The sequence below is a fragment of the Thermocoleostomius sinensis A174 genome, assembly GCF_026802175.1.
GTDB lineage: Bacteria > Cyanobacteriota > Cyanobacteriia > Elainellales > Elainellaceae > Thermocoleostomius > Thermocoleostomius sinensis.
Genome location: NZ_CP113797.1, coordinates 3014195 through 3030201, shown reverse-complemented (window position 1 = coordinate 3030201; position 16007 = coordinate 3014195). Strand labels below are relative to the sequence as shown.

Here is a 16007-nt window from a genome sequence, read left to right as displayed (position 1 = left end):
TCGCCCCAAAAGGGTGGAGGGGAATCAGATTAAAGTCCCTCTCCCAACGTAGGAGCGGGATGTAGGGTGAGAGCGGAAACCTTTTGGAAGTCAATCAGGTTTGACTACGATCGATTGATAATCAACATTTGCTTTTTGGCATCATTTTCTTTGTTATGTCATCGTATCAAGCATAGGTCAATATCTATCCTTGTCTACTCTCTATCGAGTGATATTACTAATTCACAATCCTAGAATCATCTTTACTTTTGACCAACTGAAAATCTATCTAAAGGAAATTAATCTTTTTCCGAAAACAACGGTAGGGTAAGGAAAGCTGCTCATTTGGTAAGCTTTACTACTCATCATGGTTATGATAGCCCGTGTATTTTTTCTACCTTATGGAGTAGCCGTTGTGTCAGTGCTTGTTGCAACTACGCTAATGTTGGCACTGAACCCGTGGCTGGATATGACTCAAACACCATTTCTGTTGTTTTTTGGGGCTGTTGTTTTTAGTGCGTGGTATGGTGGATGGAAAACTGGTTTGTTAGCAACACTACTGGCTGGCTGGCTGAGTAACTACCTGTTTCAATTTCCATTGAATCAACTGTCTTTCACACTGCCTAGTTTACTGTGCACGGGTCTATTTGTTGGGCAAGGAGTCTTAATCAGTTGGTTAAGTCAAGCTTGGCGATCGCAATCATTACAAGCTGCCAACATACCGGCTACGGATATTCTAGAGAGCACCTCTGACATCTTTTTTGCGGTGAACTCGCAATGGCAGTTTACCTATGTCAATCGGCGATTTGAAGAGATGATGGGGCGCTCTCGCCACGATCTACTGGGTAAAGTAATTTGGCAGGAATTTCCAGAAGCAGTGGGTTCTGTGTTTTACGAAACCTATCACCATGTTATGAAGGAACAAACGGCAGCCACTGTAGAAGGACCTGCTTCCGATGGTTCCGGTCGTTGGTTTGTTGATTATGTCTACCCTATTCCAAAAGGCTTGGTAGTTTATTCGCAAGATATTAGCGATCGCAAGCAAATAGAAGTTTCTCAGCATTTCTTGGCAGAAGCCAGTGCTCTCCTCTCCTCGTCGCTAGATTATGAACTTACCTTGTCTAAATTAGTAGAACTAGCAGTTCCCACCTTGGCAGATTGGTGTAGTGTCGATGAGTTCTGCTCAGATGGAACCATAAAAACCTTGTCTATTGTTAACTATTTATCTATTAACGATACACATATTGATAACGCTACAGCATCATGTTCCCTAGAACACTCATCATGGTTTGCATCATGGCTACAAACAACCTTCATTCGCCCATCTAGCCGAAAACTGCAACAAGGTCAGTCTATTGTCTATGAAACACTCACAGAGAAATTACTTCTAGAAGTAGTTCCTAATCATCAAAATCAAGCTCTGCCGTTTGTTCCAAAATCGCTTATTATTGTTCCGTTACAATGTCGTGGATGTGTATTTGGTGTCTTATCGTTCGCCATCATTACTTCAGATCGTACCTATCAACCAAGAGATTTATTGCTGGCAGAAGATCTAGCTCGGCGTGCCGCAACTGCAATTGACAACGCTCGGTTATATCAGGAAGCGAATCGCGCGAATCGTCTCAAAGACGAATTTCTCGCCATTCTCTCCCATGAATTGAGAACTCCGCTAAACCCAATTTTGGGCTGGTCGAAGCTATTGCAACGCCAACCCTACGACAGTGCTATCACCAAACGAGCCTTAGAAACGATCGAGCGAAATGCCAGGCTACAGGCCCAACTCGTAGACGATTTACTGGATGTATCGCGCATCCTTCAAGGTAAGTTGAGTCTTAGTACTGCTTCTGTCGATTTGGCAGAGGTGATTGAGTCCGCTTTGGATACCGTTCGTCTTTCTGCGGAGGCAAAAGCCATTCGCTTAAAATTTGAGCAAGTAGAACCTGATATCCAGCAACAATCGCTTGTGTCTCAGTCTTCTTTGCAGTTGCCCATTTGTGTCACAGGTGATGCGGCTCGCTTGCAGCAGGTAATGTGGAATCTGCTGTCAAATGCAGTGAAGTTTACACCTCACAGTGGCGAAATTTTGGTGGAGTTATCGATTGTCGATCGTCCTTCCAGTCAGTTCAATTCTGAATTGTATGCTCAAGTTAAAGTAAGAGATACAGGAAAAGGAATTCATTCAGACTTTCTTCCCTATGTGTTTGACTATTTTCGCCAGGCTGATGCTGCCACCACTCGGAAATTTGGAGGACTTGGGTTAGGATTGGCGATCGTTCGCCACATTGTTGAACTACACGGTGGTCAGGTATATGCGGATAGTCCTGGAGAAAATCAAGGAGCCACTTTCATGGTTCAATTACCGTTGCAACCTCTGGATGAAGAGTGCTTAGAGAGTGATGCTGCTGAACCAACTGTATCTGCTGCCCAAATCCCCTCAATCTTGCAAAATGTTCGAATTTTGATTGTGGATGACGAAACCGATATGCAAGATTTCCTACGGTTTCTGTTACAAAATCATGGAGCAATTGTCTCAGTCGCTTCGTCTGCACCCCAAGCTCTACGTTGCTTGTCTAACTTCAACCCTTCGCTATTAATTTGTGATATTGGCTTACCCGAAGTGGACGGCTACACCTTGATACAAGCCATTCGTGCTTTGTCAGCCGAAAATGGTGGACAAGTGCCTGCCATAGCATTAACAGCCTATGCCACAGATGGCGATCGCCAAAAAGCTTTATCGGTTGGTTTTCAGCGCCATCTAGCGAAACCCGTAGCAGACGATCAAGTCCTTCAGGCAATTATTGAGTTATTAGAAGAAGATACCTAGAAGATGTTGGAATCACTTTCTTGATTCCTATTAAATGAGTCCAAAATGAACAAAAATCTAATTAGAGAAATTTAAGTATGTAGGCATTTAATAACAACATGGATTGTAGGTTTTTGTCTAATAGAAGCCATCATTTGCAATACATTAGTGTTGCAATGCAATCATTTTAGAAGAGGAATCTGTTACGTTTGTAAGCTGCTGCATTTGTCCTCATCCTCGCTTGCTTTTCTCGCGGTTAAGAGCAGAGGAAGAAAGGCTTCGACGTTCCTCTTCCACAGTTGAGAGAGAAATTTTAGGGCAAGGGCGCAAAGGTGACAGGCACATTTTAGAAGTGTCTATAAAATCTTTTTTAAACCGCCTACTTTGTTAATAGAATTTTTTATAAGGACAGGTAACTTTCCTGTGAAGCAGCTTATTTGTTGTATAAACTCTATGTATCAGGAATTATATTAAAAATTGAGAAGGCTGCAAATAAAGACTTAAAACTAGTCCATGAGACTGACTCTATTCCATTAGTAGTGACGTTAGTTTGTAAAAGCTCAATCCACAAAGTTTGATGACAGAGCGCTCAATCACTTATAGCTGATTGAATAATGCTGTTCCTTGCATAAGTACCTTACATAAGTATCGGGCGTAGTATCTATCTGTTTCTCTTGTCTGGCTTGAATAGCTTGCAATTTTTTTCAAGATATGCTCAAAACAGTGGCAGTTGCTCCGAACACGATCGCAACGAATCGGTTGATGAAGCTCTGGACGGTTCGTTACTTACCCGATCTCTCAATATTGACGCAGCCAGGAAAACGATTTCCCTCGGCGGATTTGGTGGCAACCGCATCTCCTCAGGGACGTCTCAAAACAATTGAGAAGGTTTCTCGGTTTCTACAAATTAGCTGTGAGATGGCTGGGCTTGAGACTAACAGTCTTTATGCATACATCCCCAACATTGTGCATTTGTCTGAAACTCGGCGCATTGCTTGCTCTGTCAAACAGGTTTACGATCGCACTCTTGAAATTTATGCTCAACAGGAATCGCCTGGACACTTTCTGAAGTTTATTGACTCATCCCCCGATCTCTTCGGCAAGATAGCCATGCCGTTCTTAATGCTTCCGGCAATTCCTTGCCTAGTAGCAGAATTGGAACCGCTACTCTTGCGCCTACAAGCCGAACACTTGACGGTACAAGATTCGCGAGCGATCGGTTTTCTCACTACGCAATTTCACTTCAGTACCCGCGAATTGCTGAAACAACTAACACCCTACGAGCAAGTTTTACTGAGTCCCTATCTCAGATTCATTGAAGAGCAAGTTTGTATTCCGTGGCAGCGAATGTGTGCAGCCGCTTCCAGTCATTTCTCCAGTTCGCCAATAGTGGCATTAGTGGAATATTTAGTGCCGCGTTGCCATGAAATTGCCCATGCTACCTATCAGCAATCGGTGAGCCACTATGCTAAAGCTCACAGTCGGCGAGGTGAGTTTAGCCGATCAGACATTGCCGCTTCTACAATTCGTGACTTGACAATGATTCAGGGCTATCTACTACTTTCACTACTAGAACAAAACATCGCGGCAATTGAGCAAGAATTACTACCGCTGTGTGTGATGGTGTTTCCCAGTGTAGGGGTAGCTTGGGGCTTGGTTGAACAGACATTACATTGGCTCATCGAGGAGATCCTGCGGCGGCTTGATCAAAATCAGCAAGCCCTCATTCTGCCTTATACGCAGTCAATGCAATCACTGTTTGCTGATGCTTGTACCTTAGTTTCATCCTTAGAACAGCCACCGAGCTTTGAAAGACTAGAAGCTGGAAGTACGACTGAAACAAGATAATCTAGCGCCTGTCGCTAGCGATCGACCTCTGCCTTCATTCGTTCTAGCGTCATGTGCATTTGATCAAACATCTGTTGAGGAGTAATACCGAACTGCCCCAATTGTGTTTTCAGTTGCTCGACAGTCATCTTGGCAGCAAAATCTTCCGACAGTTCAAACCGCTTCATAAAAACGCGATAGCGATCCATCACCTCTTCCATGCGTTCGATGAAAATTTTCTTGCCTTCTCGATCGAACTTGCCATAGTCAGAACCTAGCCGCATGAGCGACTGATAATCCTCAAATAGCTGCTTCGCTTCCTGCTGAACAATTTCCGAGTCAAAGAATCCCATTGCGATTAGTCTAATGCTAAGTGCCTATGAATCTTCAATTGCTGTCAGGTATGGCCGCATCACTCAGCCAGAATTTCTTCTAACCGAAGAACCGTTACCAACCCAACGGACGCTGTGCTGCATCCCCTTTAGATTAATTTTATTTTAGTTCAGAGCATCAATGGACTGAAGATCGGATTTCTCTACTGTTCTAGGTAGAGGATGTGACAAGCAGAAGCAAAAACTGTTCAATGTGAAAAACGTGAAAAAGGTGGAGGACATGTATAAAAATCAAAGGATTGATACATGCCCATCCACACAAGATGCAACCTGATCAGACTGCCGTATCTAGTGAGTTTGTTCCTCTATTCTGAAGAAGAACATCTATGTTTCACAGTACCCACACGGGTACTTTTAGAAGGCGTCGGCACAATGATGTACCCCGTTATGCAAGACTCCTCCGGTGTACCTCCTCCCAATACCCAATTCCGCTCTTGCCCCCAGTACCACCAATGGGCAGCAACATAAGCACATATAAGACTATCGAGCCGATCTTCTAGGGCTTTCAGCGCTGTGCCAGTTGTGGGAACTTCAGATAATGCAGCGATCGTCTCCGCGCAAAACAGCAGCGCTGGTTCTAGCGTTGGAAAGATTGTGAGAATATAGTCCCGCAGCTTCATAAGTTCAAGCTGCCGTTCTGCTAACCGTCCTTTTTTATATTTCAGAATGCGCTCTAGTTGAAACAACTGAATGGTTGCAGGGTGAGGAAACACTTCAATTTGAAACCGAATGGGCTGGCGCGGTTGGATAGCTGGCGCGTGGATAAACCCTCTAGCTTCCAAGCTTAATCCAAATTCAACAGTTCGCTGCGCGAAAGGGCGACTCAAGTTGGCTGGGTAGCAACCTGCATGATATCGACCAAAGTATTTGTGAGCTAATCGATCGGGAACTCGCATTCCTGTAGCGTTTGGAATCAGAGTTGGAGCATCCACAGCAATACCCGCTGGTTCCTCGAAACCAGTGTGATCATCAATCCAAGACAAAATTGCCGAGACTGCTTCTAGGCGATGTAGCTCTACCAATCGCAGCACATTATCCTGCCAATTTAGACAGCACAAGCCGCTTGGCTGCGATTGCCATCCTAAATCGATTCCCAGAAATTTCATCAAGAAGCAAACAGGCTATAGCCGCGCCATACGCCTACTAGGACCCCTTGTACTTCTACATTCGTAGCCAGTGCTTCGATCGGAGTATAGTTGCGGTTTGCTGGCTTCAGCGTGACTTGGTTGCCTTTCCGGTGATAGTACTTGAGGGTTGTTCCATCCCCATTGACGCGAGCCGCCACAATAGTCCCGTTCTTTAGGGCTTTGGGATCGGGAACAGGGCGCATAATCACTACGTCCCCATCATCAATTAGAGCATCGATCATACTATCTCCCCGTACTCGTAGGGCGTAATCGCCAGGGCGCAATAGCGAGCTGGAAAAATCAAGTTGTTCAACCGAATCAGTAAACGATTCGACCACCGAACCAGCGGCGATCGCACCCAAGATCGGAATCCCCATGGGCTTCAAGATCCGAATGGTGCGGGCCTTGCCTTCTGTCCAATCAATGTAACCTTTGTTTCGTAAGTGCTCTAGACGGCTTTGAATTGGAGCAGGCGATTTTAAACCCATTGCCCGCATCATTTGGCGGATTGAAGGAGAGTGTTGGTTCTCGCGAATGTATTCCACGAGCCAATCATAAAGTTGTTGTTGGACTTCAGTTAAGGCTTCCATAGCTCATCGGTAAGGCAAATTCGTAGATGGGTAAAATGAGAAAAATCAAACCTAAAAATTGGTCATAAATAGAACAAAAGACAGTGCAAACTAGCACTGATCGAAAGCAAGTAACCAATTGCGCAGGTTAAATTTGGCCCACAGAACATTTGTACCATCAAATCATTAACTTGTCTAGTCTTTCTGTAAGGTGGTTTAGGACTTGATCCACTGGCTTCAATTTTTATTCTCTATCCACTGGCTTCAATTTTTATTCTCTCAGGTTTAATTGCCGCGATCGATTTTTCTGCGCCGATTCACCATTGCTCGCTAGTTCTATTGGCGGTTTCTACATTGACTGATCAAAAACCTGCCAAGAGACCTCCTCCTACGGCATCATGGGAAATGTGTTTGTGTTTCCAGGCTGATGAATTGAACGAGGCATTGAGAAGCCGTTTTAGTCGCAGGTCTGTTGGTGAGGTCTTATGGAGAGCGGCAAACACACTCTTAGCTGCCATTGATGCGAGGGCTTACTGATGTCTCTTACCGGAGTTTCCCAGTAAACAGAATCCTGAGCAGAGTTTGCTGAACAGAGTTGAGGGCTGTAATTCTGAGGTAATGTCATGCTACCTGATGCAAGAACGCCGCTCGATCGAGCAAACCCCATTGCAATTTCTTCAAAATTTCAAACTGTTAAAGACCGCTTGCGGGGTCTAGACTTAGAGCAGTATTATCGATTGCGCTTAAAGAAGCGAAGCCATTTCGAATTGCGACTAAGGGGTCTAAAATCCAATACCGATGTTGAGTTACTTCGTGACTGGAATCGCAATGGACAGCCAGAACTTGGTGAAGTCGTTGCCAGTTCTAGAGCGCCCGATCGTCAAAAAGAAACAATCAATATTCAGGGATTAGAGCCAGGGACCTACTTTATTCGCGTGTTTGCTAGAGCTAATCAACGCACTCGCTATCGCCTGAAGCTAGCAGCGCGTCCCACATCTACAACAAGTTTTACCTATCAAGTGGTTCAGCAAACAAACGCTCTACGTCGAGAGCGGGGGCTTCATCCGCTGGCGCTGAATACTCAGCTTTCTCGATCGGCTCAAACCTATACTAAGGCTATGGCCACGCAAGATTTTTTTAGCCACACGGGGGCAGACGGCTCTACTTGGCAACAGCGAATTCTAGCCACTGGCTATGATTTTTCCAGTGCCGCCGAAAATTTAGCGATCGGGTATGCCACTCCTGATCGTGTCATTCAAGGCTGGATGAATAGCCCTGGTCATCGAGATAATATGCTGTCGGTGCAAGTCCAAGAAATCGGCGTGGGGTATTTTTATCTAGATCCCGATCCAGGTCGGATTACATCCTATCACTATTGGGCTGAGTCATTTGGCACACCAGCCCTAACAATCCAGCCTAGCCGTGGAACTAACAGTCGCGATCGTAGTCGCCAGCAGCAGTCGTTTTTTAGAAAGCTAGATCGCTAAGGAGCGAATTACAAACTTTCTAAGTACTCTAACAAATCAGCCATATCTTCTGCTGTCGGCTGAAATTGGGGCATGGGAGGAGTTTTGCCGCTTGTGACTTGATGAATCAATCCAATTCTTGATTTGCGAGATGCCACGTGGTGCAGGCTAGGCCCCACCCGTCCATCCGCATTGAGACCATGACAAACAGAACAGTTTTGCTGAAAAATTACCTGCCCTCGGCTCGCATCACCACCCAATGACAAGACGCTTTGAACATAGGGATCAGAGTGCCGAATCTGATAAATGCCGACAAATACCAGAAAACTCACCAGTAACACTGCCAGTGCCACAACAATGGCCCTTCTGTTGGCATTCTCCTTTGGCAGTGAAGTATCCATAGAATCGGTGATGTGAGAGGTGATAACGCGTTTGTCCAAAAGTTCCTTAGTCAAAGCCCAAACCGTGGAATGACGTTTCGCTTAACAATATACTTCAGGAATTTAACTTACTTCACGTTGTCCATAAGCAAAATTTAAGCTTTTCAATTCAATTCATGGTTTCTACAATCAGTTACCGAGGAAAGGTACAACAGAAGCAGTTGCCTGGAAGTGAGACCAATTGAGCACTCAAGCTACTAGCGTTTAGCTTTAATTGCTAAATAACGATCGCTCGTAGGGTTCCTACTAATTATGATAGAACGCTACAAAGTGTAACGAAAAGGGTAAGGTCTGTGAATTTGATACAATCCAAACAGCGATAAGGAGGTTGTGTTGTGGTAGAACCCTTACTTTCAGGAATTGTGCTTGGTTTGATTCCGGTGACGCTGGCAGGCTTGTTCGTCGCTGCCTACATGCAGTTCAAGCGGGGCAACCAGCTTAATTCATAATCCTGAAGCTCTCGCTATCAGGTTCTGCTTCATGGGTTAAATCACAGCCGGAAGTAGAGTTGATGACAAGTTGAGGGCTGAACAAGTCAAATCACTGAATGGGCAAGCAGACAGCTTAGGGATGGCAATCGTTGATCTTGCAATATTGCTGTTCTGAGGGTCTGTTTTGCCCGTTTCTGGTTTATTCCAAGAATGAAATTGTGCGGTGTTGTGAAGAGGGGCAGAGCTTAGCAAACGCAGTAGAATGTCAATGCGGTGTTGCCATAGCTTTTTTGACGGCAGCATTCTAAAGACTCAATTAATTTGGGCAATGGACGATCGGGGCTATGTTCAACCGCGAGTTCGCCCCTTGGAGCGAGTAGGTGGCAACGGGCGATCGTTTCAAGTACCGGTTGATACAACTCGCTGGCGTAGGGCGGGTCAAAGTAAATGCGATCGAAGGGGTGATTCAGTTGGGTGGCTAGATCGGGTAGGCGCTGCATCACGTCTCCCCGAATGACTTGAAACAATTGATGGGGTTGGGCGACGCGCTGCCAATTTTGCTGGATAATGTGACAGGCTCGTCCCGATTGCTCAATGCCAATCACCAATGCCGCATCACGACACAAAGCTTCGGCTCCCATTGCTCCGGTTCCCGTGCATAAATCGAGCCAACGACATTCGGCAATGCTCCCCTGCCAAATATTGAACAGCGCTTCCCGAACTCGCGCTGCTGTTGGACGAGTTTCCTGACCGGGTAAAGTTTTCAGTTGGCGATTACCATAAATCCGTAGGCTCATGTTGCCGTTGCACCGACAAGTTGGTGTTGTTTCACGCTCGCCACAAAATTCGCCAAAATTTGCAGTCCGGCGGTTGAGGATTTTTCGGGATGGAACTGCACAGCCATGAGGTTATGGCGGGCGATCGCCGCTGTCACTGTTTGGCTACCGTGTGTAATCACGGCCGATCGAACTGCTGGATCAGTTGGGTCTGCGTAGTAGGAATGGACAAAGTAGACCCACGGATCAAGGGGAAGCTGCTGCCACAAAGGGAGCGTAGGCTGCGTTAACTGTAGTTGATTCCAACCCATATGGGGAATGGTGATGCGAGGTTCAGGGCGAAATCGCCGCACCATACCAGCAATCACGCCTAAACCCGGTTCAACTCCCTCTTCGCTGCCGTCTAAGAGGATTTGTAACCCCAAACAAATTCCTAGGAAGGGTTTACCACTGGCAATGATGTCTTGTAGCGGATGAATTAAGTCACGCGATCGCAGATGCTGAATGGCTGGATCAAAAGCTCCCACACCCGGCAAGACCACCGCATCGGCTTGGGCTAATTCCTGCATTGAATCCGTTACGATTGGCGTAGCCCCAGCTTTCTGCAACCCCTTGCAGGCAGAATGCAAATTGCCCATGTCGTAATCTACTACGGCGATCGTGGTCATGCTCTTAAGTCCCTATTCTGAGTTCTGGTTAAATCTGGGTTGAATCTAGATCAACTACTCTACTGTTCGACAAACAGTAGATTTGAACCCTAGCGTAGCAAATCCGCGAACTACAAGGTTATTCAACTATCGTTACCGAAGAATTTGTGACATGTAACTGCGCCAAAGCTGTGCCGCAATCCCACTGCCGCCATCGGTAGGGGTATTGTCATCATTGCCTAACCAAATGCCTGTCACGATCGTTTGACGAGGAACGTAGCCCACAAACCAGGAATCCACATTGTCATTTGTGGTGCCCGTTTTGCCGACTTCCCCTAGCCCCATCGCGGCGGCGCTACCCGTTCCACCTTGCACCACGCCCCTTAACAACGACGTCATAGTGTCTGCCACCCCTGGATCAAGAACTGGAACGTCCGCTTCACCGTTTTGTCCAAATTCGTAGATGATGCGGCAGGTATTGCGATCGTTAATGTCGGCGCAATCGCTGCTATCTAAAATTCGCGCAATGGTGTGCGGTCGGTTGCGAACACCTTGGTTAGCCAAAACGCTGTAGGCTCCTGTCAGTTCTAACACCGTGACTTCGCTTTGTCCTAGCACTAAACCAGGAACCGGATTGAGTTCAGACTGAATGCCCATCCGTTGCGCCATGCGAACTACCCGCTCTAGCCCAACTTCCTGAGCGATTCGCAGCGCTACAACATTCTCTGACAAGGCTAACCCATCGTACATGTTTAGCGCTCCAGATCCAGAGCGACAACCTTCAAAAAATTGCCCTGCCCATTCTAATGGAGCACAGGAAAACGCAGTCCCCGGAGAAATTCCCTGTTCTAAGGCGGCTGCGAATGCAAAAACCTTAAATGCTGATCCCGGCTGTCGTAGGGCTTGCGTGGCTCGATTAAACTGACTTTCTTGGAAATTGACCCCCCCCACTAGGGCTAATACTTCACCCGTACTGGAGTCTAGCGACACAATCGCGCCTTGCGACACTCCTACGGCCGTTCCTGTGGATGTCACATTCGCTTCAAGCGAAGCCTCTGCGGCAGCCTGCATCGCTAGATCTACTGTGCTTTCAACGATAAAATTGCCTTCTTGTGCTAGTTGGTCACCCAATAACATTTCTAGCTCTGCAAACACATGGTTGTAGAAGTAGGGGGCACGGATACTTTCTAGTTCTTCAATCGCAGTTGGATTAATCTCAATTCGCGATCGCCTAGCCCGTTGGGCTTCTTCGGCACTAACCATGCCCTGAGCTACCATGCGGTTAATGACTCGATCGCGCAACTCTACCGCTGTGTCGTAGTCTCGGACTGGATTAAAGTTATTGGGGGCTGGCAGAATTCCCACCAGCGTTGCCGCCTCAGCGAGAGTAAGATCCCTAGCAGACTTGCCAAAGTAAAACTGAGAGGCATCTTCAAATCCATAGTTGCCACTACCCAAATAGACCCGATTGAGATAGGTCAGCATCAAGTCGTCTTTGCTGTAAAAGGTTTCCAGCTTGAGCGCGACGACAGCTTCTCGCAATTTGCGATCGGCCGAATCTTCCGTGCCGACATACTCTCGAAAGATACTGCGAGCGAGTTGCTGAGTGACAGTGCTGCCTCCTTCACGAATTTCACCACCGCGAAGATTCGTCAATGAAGCACGCAAAATGCCAAGGGGATCAACTCCCAAATGCCAGTAATAGCGAGAATCTTCTGATGCAATCACTGCTTTGGGGAGATAGGGTGAAAAATCTCTTAGGTTACGCAATTCCACATGTGCCCGAGTTTCGATCGGCCGCAGCGGCGTTTCCTCATCTCGTGCCAACACAATGACAGGGCCCTGCACGGAAGTGGGTAACGGAGTCACACTGAATCGCGTCCACTCCATCCCTACCCAAGCCACGGTAAGAGCCGTCAGCCCTGTAAAGCCATATAGCCCATATCGAGCGGCTTTGACGTACCAAGAGGGCGGGTCGTTGTATTCAAGTCGCACTGCCGCTGCTAATTCCGGTGGGCCAAGGGTTAGGACATCTCCGTGGCGTAATTCCAATTTTGTGATGCGACGCTTGCCCCGATAAATCCCATTAGTTGAGTTCTCATCTCGCAAAATAAAGGGGGCCCGACCTTGCCGCTTGTCTCGAGTCAGCGACAGGTGAACCTGACTTACGACCGGATTACGGACAACAATATCGCACGATCGCGAGCTACGCCCTAACTTATAATATTCCCCTAATAACGGATAAATTTCTGCTTTTGGAGCGTCAGCATCCTGTACCCAAATCTCCGGTACTCTAGCATTTGGCTTAAGTAGCAATTGAGAAAAATTCACTCGGGCCCGCACAGTTTGGACGGCTCGGGTAATGGCTCCCAATAGTGTCTTCGATCCGGTTGATTTGGAAACCGAATCAGGTGGGGAAGGTGGAGTCGGAGCAGGACCCGCTGTCGAATGAGGTGAACCCGGCAAATGAGTCGATTGCACAGGCTCTGGCGACTGCTTTGGATCAGGAGATGGGTTAGGAGGTTGGGGTGAGGACATGCACAACTAACGCAGGAATCACTCGATGGAAAAGCTACAACTCAGGCACATGAAATTCCTGAATTAACTTTCAACTTGACTTTCAACTTAGCTATGCACCATTCTACAGACTGTATCTACGATTGCCCTGAAATTTTATGATGCGGCTAGCTCGGCTACGACAGGATTGATCAACCGCTGAATCGTTTCCTGCATTGCATGAATAGCCCGGTGTTGGGCATTTCTGGCTTCTTGAAATTGCGTCATGACACTGGCAATCGCCTCCACTTCGACGTTTAAGGCTTGGAGATGATCTTGAAAAGGCTGCAAGCTGTCTTGGTAGACGGTGATCCGCCCACGTAGATCCGCGACTCCAGCCACTTGCGATCGCACTTGTTGTTCCAACTGTTGCAATTCATTCTGCTGAATCTCTAGTTGCCGATCGTCTTGTTGCAATGTAGATTGTAGGGATTGAATGGAGTGTGTCAGCTGCTGAATCTCTTGGTTTAAACGTTGTAATTCTTCTGACAATTGTTGCCGTAACTGTTCGATTTGAGATAGCACGGGCGCTAGATCAATTGAGGGAGGCATGTCTGCCGAATGGCCGTGTCGTCTCAACAAAACTGTTTGGTGATGTTTCAAAATGGTCTGTCGCTCCAGTAGATTCCGACGTTGCCCCACCAAGGTTTCATTGAGCATTTGGTATCGATCCTGTTCGTCAGCTAGCTCAGTTTCTAGACGCAATCGATCGTACTCGCTGGACTGCTGAATCTGATGGCGCAGACTTTCAATATCTTGTCGCTGTAAGCTCAACTCTTCTTCTTGACTACTGACAAACCGAGATAGTTTCTCTAATTCCTGTTCTAAGTCTATGACGATCGATTGTAGGTTCTCCAGAGGCATTGCTTCTAATTCCGCTAGCACTGTCTTGTCGGAAGAACCCAATAGTTGCGTCAGTTGCTGACAGAGAGCTTCTTGGGTTTGCAAACGCAGCATGACAGTTTGGCGTTGCTCTTGCTTCAAGTTCAGCCTCTCTTGCTGAGTTTGCAGATTAGCGCGAGTTTGAGTTAGGGCGGTAACAGCTTGATGCCAGGCTTGCCAACGATCCTGCACGGTTTGAGCTTGGCGCTCAGCCTCAGCTTGAAGTTGCTCGGCGGCGTGGCGATGTTGTTCTAGTTGTTGCCAGTGTTGCTCTAACGATTGCTGTTGTTGTGCTATCAGATCAAACGAAGTATGAAGCTGTTCGTGGATGGGCTGGGTTGGCGCGATCGCTCCAGAAATTTGATCGAGCAGTGCTTGAAGCTGGCGGGCTTGGTCATCATTTAGAATTGAAGCCTGTTGAAGCTGGGTTTGGCGTTCTTCTAGTCGCATTTCTGCTCCGCGAATTTGGGCCCAAGCTCCTTCCAATTCTTGGCTTTTGCGTTCATAGTCTGCCCTTAAACGATCGAGTTCTGCCTGAGCCGTAGTCACTTCCTGCCGTTGCTGTTCTAATTGCTCAAATTCTGCTGCCAATTGCTCCAGGTGCTCCTGTCGAGTCTCCATTTCCAGTTCCCGGCGATTAAGCTCCTGACTTTGATAGGTCAACGACTCTTTCCACTGTTCAATTTCTTCTTCTTGATTTTTGGCTTTTTCTTGCAAGCGCGAAAAGTTTTGCAGAATCGTGACAAGCTGCCGCCCAGCTTCTGTATGACGTTGCACCTGCTTGCCAGTCGATAAATCAACAAATATGAGTACCCCAGCCCCATAGGTAATCTCATCTGGAGCCGCAATGATTTCTTCACCGGGTATGGCACTCCAGTTTAGCTCCGATCGCTGACAGGCTAGCAGTCTCAACTCTGCTTTGCTGCTTCCAATGACTCTTGTCTTGCGTATGACTTCCGCTAGATACAGCACGCTGACGAACCTCTTCTGTGTCTATAAACCAATGTATTTGTAGGTTGTCTAACCCAATTGTCTTTTCTGAATTTTGCCTATAGTTGATATCGTCTAGTCTGTGTATTTGCCCGTTCTTACGTAGGGTTGTTATACCAATGCTTTGTCATGCTGCATAGAATTTACCCCACTGCCGGCGGCTTCTCCCCTTAACAAAGGGAAGTTGAGAGGGATTGGTATACTGTGAAACCTAATAGAGGATTGGCATTACGTGAATTGATCTAGGGTTGGGGCTATATGCAGAGTTCCCTAAAATTCGCTGAATTCAACAAATGGTGTGCGCTAACATTCAGGCAATCCCTCTCTACTAATCGGCTTACTCACAGACACTCACAGTCAAATAGATCGGAACCCCAAGTGCTGTAATCAACTAATACAATCGACGGACACAACCAACGAAAAGAGAGAAGTTATTTGCGATCGCCCTAACCTCAATAAATTGTTGGCACAAGCCTGGCAAGATAAGCTAGAACTTTGACAGATGGTTAGTTTGATCGTCTGTAACAATTGGCAACGATCCCCATTAAAAGACAAACTATACCGATCGAGTGTGCTTTATTCAGTAAGAGGTAGGGACTCAATCAGGGTAAGTCTTTCCTAACCTTTGTCAGTAAGTGGGGTCAGTCGAAGCAGTTATGAGTACAGTTCTAGTTGTGGAAGATAGTATTTCTCAGCGCGAGATGATCACTGACTTGTTGCGCGGCAGTGGTTTAGAGGTGACGGTTGCTAGCGATGGGGTCGAGGCGTTAGAGAAAGTTCAGGGTCAGCGCCCCGATTTGGTGGTGTTAGATATTGTGATGCCTCGTATGAATGGATATGAGGTGTGTCGGCGGTTAAAAGCTAATCCCAATACTCAAGATGTGCCAGTGGTGATGTGTTCTTCAAAAGGAGAAGAATTCGATCGCTATTGGGGCATGAAACAGGGGGCTGATGCTTACATCGCCAAGCCGTTTCAGCCAACAGAACTGGTTGGAACGGTCAAACAGCTATTGCGCGGCTGAGGGGTGGTTGGGTGCATTCAGTGAAGTGAAGACCAAGTATTCTTGAGTTTGGTATGAACCTATCGGACGATTTCAGCCCATTGCCGAAATAAATGGAAGG

13 protein-coding genes are annotated in these 16007 nt (G+C 46.9%); 5 read left to right on the top strand and 8 right to left on the bottom strand.

What is annotated here, in order from left to right; all coding sequences use genetic code 11:
- The first annotated feature begins 346 nt into the window (after window positions 1-346).
- Entirely contained in the window at window positions 347-2803 is a 2457-nt protein-coding gene (locus OXH18_RS13065; RefSeq protein ID WP_268607522.1) for a hybrid sensor histidine kinase/response regulator, read from the top strand.
- 690 nt (window positions 2804-3493) lie between these two features.
- Window positions 3494-4630: a hypothetical protein gene (locus tag OXH18_RS13060; protein WP_268607521.1), complete on the top strand. Its 1137-nt coding sequence runs from the start codon at window positions 3494-3496 to the stop codon at window positions 4628-4630.
- 14 nt (window positions 4631-4644) lie between these two features.
- On the opposite strand, the gene OXH18_RS13055 is transcribed toward OXH18_RS13060, so the two are convergent.
- The 3 genes from OXH18_RS13055 to lexA all read right to left on the bottom strand — a co-directional run bounded on the left by OXH18_RS13055 (window position 4645) and on the right by lexA (window position 6718).
- The gene (locus OXH18_RS13055) at window positions 4645-4962 is read right to left on the bottom strand and encodes a DUF1825 family protein (protein ID WP_268607520.1); all 318 of its coding nucleotides are present in this window, start codon (window positions 4960-4962) and stop codon (window positions 4645-4647) included.
- Between the two features lie 344 nt (window positions 4963-5306).
- The gene (locus OXH18_RS13050; RefSeq protein WP_268607519.1) at window positions 5307-6107 is read right to left on the bottom strand and encodes a DUF429 domain-containing protein; all 801 of its coding nucleotides are present in this window, start codon (window positions 6105-6107) and stop codon (window positions 5307-5309) included.
- The gene (gene lexA / locus OXH18_RS13045; protein WP_268607518.1) at window positions 6107-6718 is read right to left on the bottom strand and encodes a transcriptional repressor LexA; all 612 of its coding nucleotides are present in this window, start codon (window positions 6716-6718) and stop codon (window positions 6107-6109) included. Before lexA ends, OXH18_RS13050 begins: the two co-directional genes overlap by 1 nt.
- Before the next feature lie 602 nt (window positions 6719-7320).
- On the opposite strand from lexA, the gene OXH18_RS13040 reads away from it, so the two are divergent.
- A complete protein-coding gene (locus OXH18_RS13040; RefSeq protein WP_268607517.1) occupies window positions 7321-8184 on the top strand; it encodes a CAP domain-containing protein in 864 nt (287 codons plus the stop codon).
- Window positions 8185-8192: 8 nt separating this feature from the next.
- Here the strand turns inward: OXH18_RS13040 and OXH18_RS13035 are convergent, their stop codons facing one another.
- Window positions 8193-8564: a c-type cytochrome gene (locus OXH18_RS13035; RefSeq protein ID WP_268607516.1), complete on the bottom strand. Its 372-nt coding sequence runs from the start codon at window positions 8562-8564 to the stop codon at window positions 8193-8195.
- A gap of 374 nt (window positions 8565-8938) precedes the next feature.
- Between OXH18_RS13035 and petG the strand changes: the two genes are divergently transcribed.
- Window positions 8939-9052, top strand: coding sequence for a cytochrome b6-f complex subunit V (gene petG, locus OXH18_RS13030; RefSeq protein ID WP_268607515.1), 114 nt, complete (start codon window positions 8939-8941; stop codon window positions 9050-9052).
- A 227-nt stretch (window positions 9053-9279) separates the two neighbouring features.
- Here the strand turns inward: petG and rsmD are convergent, their stop codons facing one another.
- The 4 genes from rsmD to hmpF form a co-directional block, all read right to left on the bottom strand.
- Window positions 9280-9831 carry a 16S rRNA (guanine(966)-N(2))-methyltransferase RsmD gene (gene rsmD, locus OXH18_RS13025; RefSeq protein WP_268607514.1) on the bottom strand — a complete coding sequence of 184 codons (552 nt, stop codon included), beginning with the start codon at window positions 9829-9831 and terminating at the stop codon, window positions 9280-9282.
- Window positions 9828-10478 carry an imidazole glycerol phosphate synthase subunit HisH gene (hisH, locus tag OXH18_RS13020; RefSeq protein ID WP_268607513.1) on the bottom strand — a complete coding sequence of 217 codons (651 nt, stop codon included), beginning with the start codon at window positions 10476-10478 and terminating at the stop codon, window positions 9828-9830. Before hisH ends, rsmD begins: the two co-directional genes overlap by 4 nt.
- A gap of 132 nt (window positions 10479-10610) precedes the next feature.
- Complete coding sequence (locus OXH18_RS13015; RefSeq protein WP_268607512.1) at window positions 10611-12995, bottom strand: PBP1A family penicillin-binding protein; 2385 nt, start codon at window positions 12993-12995, stop codon at window positions 10611-10613.
- 135 nt (window positions 12996-13130) lie between these two features.
- Window positions 13131-14807: a pilus motility taxis protein HmpF gene (gene hmpF / locus OXH18_RS13010; RefSeq protein ID WP_268607511.1), complete on the bottom strand. Its 1677-nt coding sequence runs from the start codon at window positions 14805-14807 to the stop codon at window positions 13131-13133.
- 734 nt (window positions 14808-15541) lie between these two features.
- On the opposite strand from hmpF, the gene OXH18_RS13005 reads away from it, so the two are divergent.
- Complete coding sequence (locus OXH18_RS13005; RefSeq protein WP_268607510.1) at window positions 15542-15907, top strand: response regulator transcription factor; 366 nt, start codon at window positions 15542-15544, stop codon at window positions 15905-15907.
- Window positions 15908-16007 lie beyond the last annotated feature (100 nt).

Excerpts from the sequence above, each read along its gene's own strand:
- OXH18_RS13065 (WP_268607522.1), top strand. The coding sequence starts at position 347 with ATGGTTATGATAGCCCGTGTATTTTTTCTACCTTATGGAGTAGCCGTT.
- OXH18_RS13060 (WP_268607521.1), top strand. The coding sequence starts at position 3,494 with ATGCTCAAAACAGTGGCAGTTGCTCCGAACACGATCGCAACGAATCGG.
- OXH18_RS13055 (WP_268607520.1), bottom strand. The coding sequence starts at position 4,962 with ATGGGATTCTTTGACTCGGAAATTGTTCAGCAGGAAGCGAAGCAGCTA.
- OXH18_RS13050 (WP_268607519.1), bottom strand. The coding sequence starts at position 6,107 with ATGAAATTTCTGGGAATCGATTTAGGATGGCAATCGCAGCCAAGCGGC.
- lexA (WP_268607518.1), bottom strand. The coding sequence starts at position 6,718 with ATGGAAGCCTTAACTGAAGTCCAACAACAACTTTATGATTGGCTCGTG.
- OXH18_RS13040 (WP_268607517.1), top strand. The coding sequence starts at position 7,321 with ATGCTACCTGATGCAAGAACGCCGCTCGATCGAGCAAACCCCATTGCA.
- OXH18_RS13035 (WP_268607516.1), bottom strand. The coding sequence starts at position 8,564 with ATGGATACTTCACTGCCAAAGGAGAATGCCAACAGAAGGGCCATTGTT.
- rsmD (WP_268607514.1), bottom strand. The coding sequence starts at position 9,831 with ATGAGCCTACGGATTTATGGTAATCGCCAACTGAAAACTTTACCCGGT.
- hisH (WP_268607513.1), bottom strand. The coding sequence starts at position 10,478 with ATGACCACGATCGCCGTAGTAGATTACGACATGGGCAATTTGCATTCT.
- OXH18_RS13015 (WP_268607512.1), bottom strand. The coding sequence starts at position 12,995 with ATGTCCTCACCCCAACCTCCTAACCCATCTCCTGATCCAAAGCAGTCG.
- OXH18_RS13005 (WP_268607510.1), top strand. The coding sequence starts at position 15,542 with ATGAGTACAGTTCTAGTTGTGGAAGATAGTATTTCTCAGCGCGAGATG.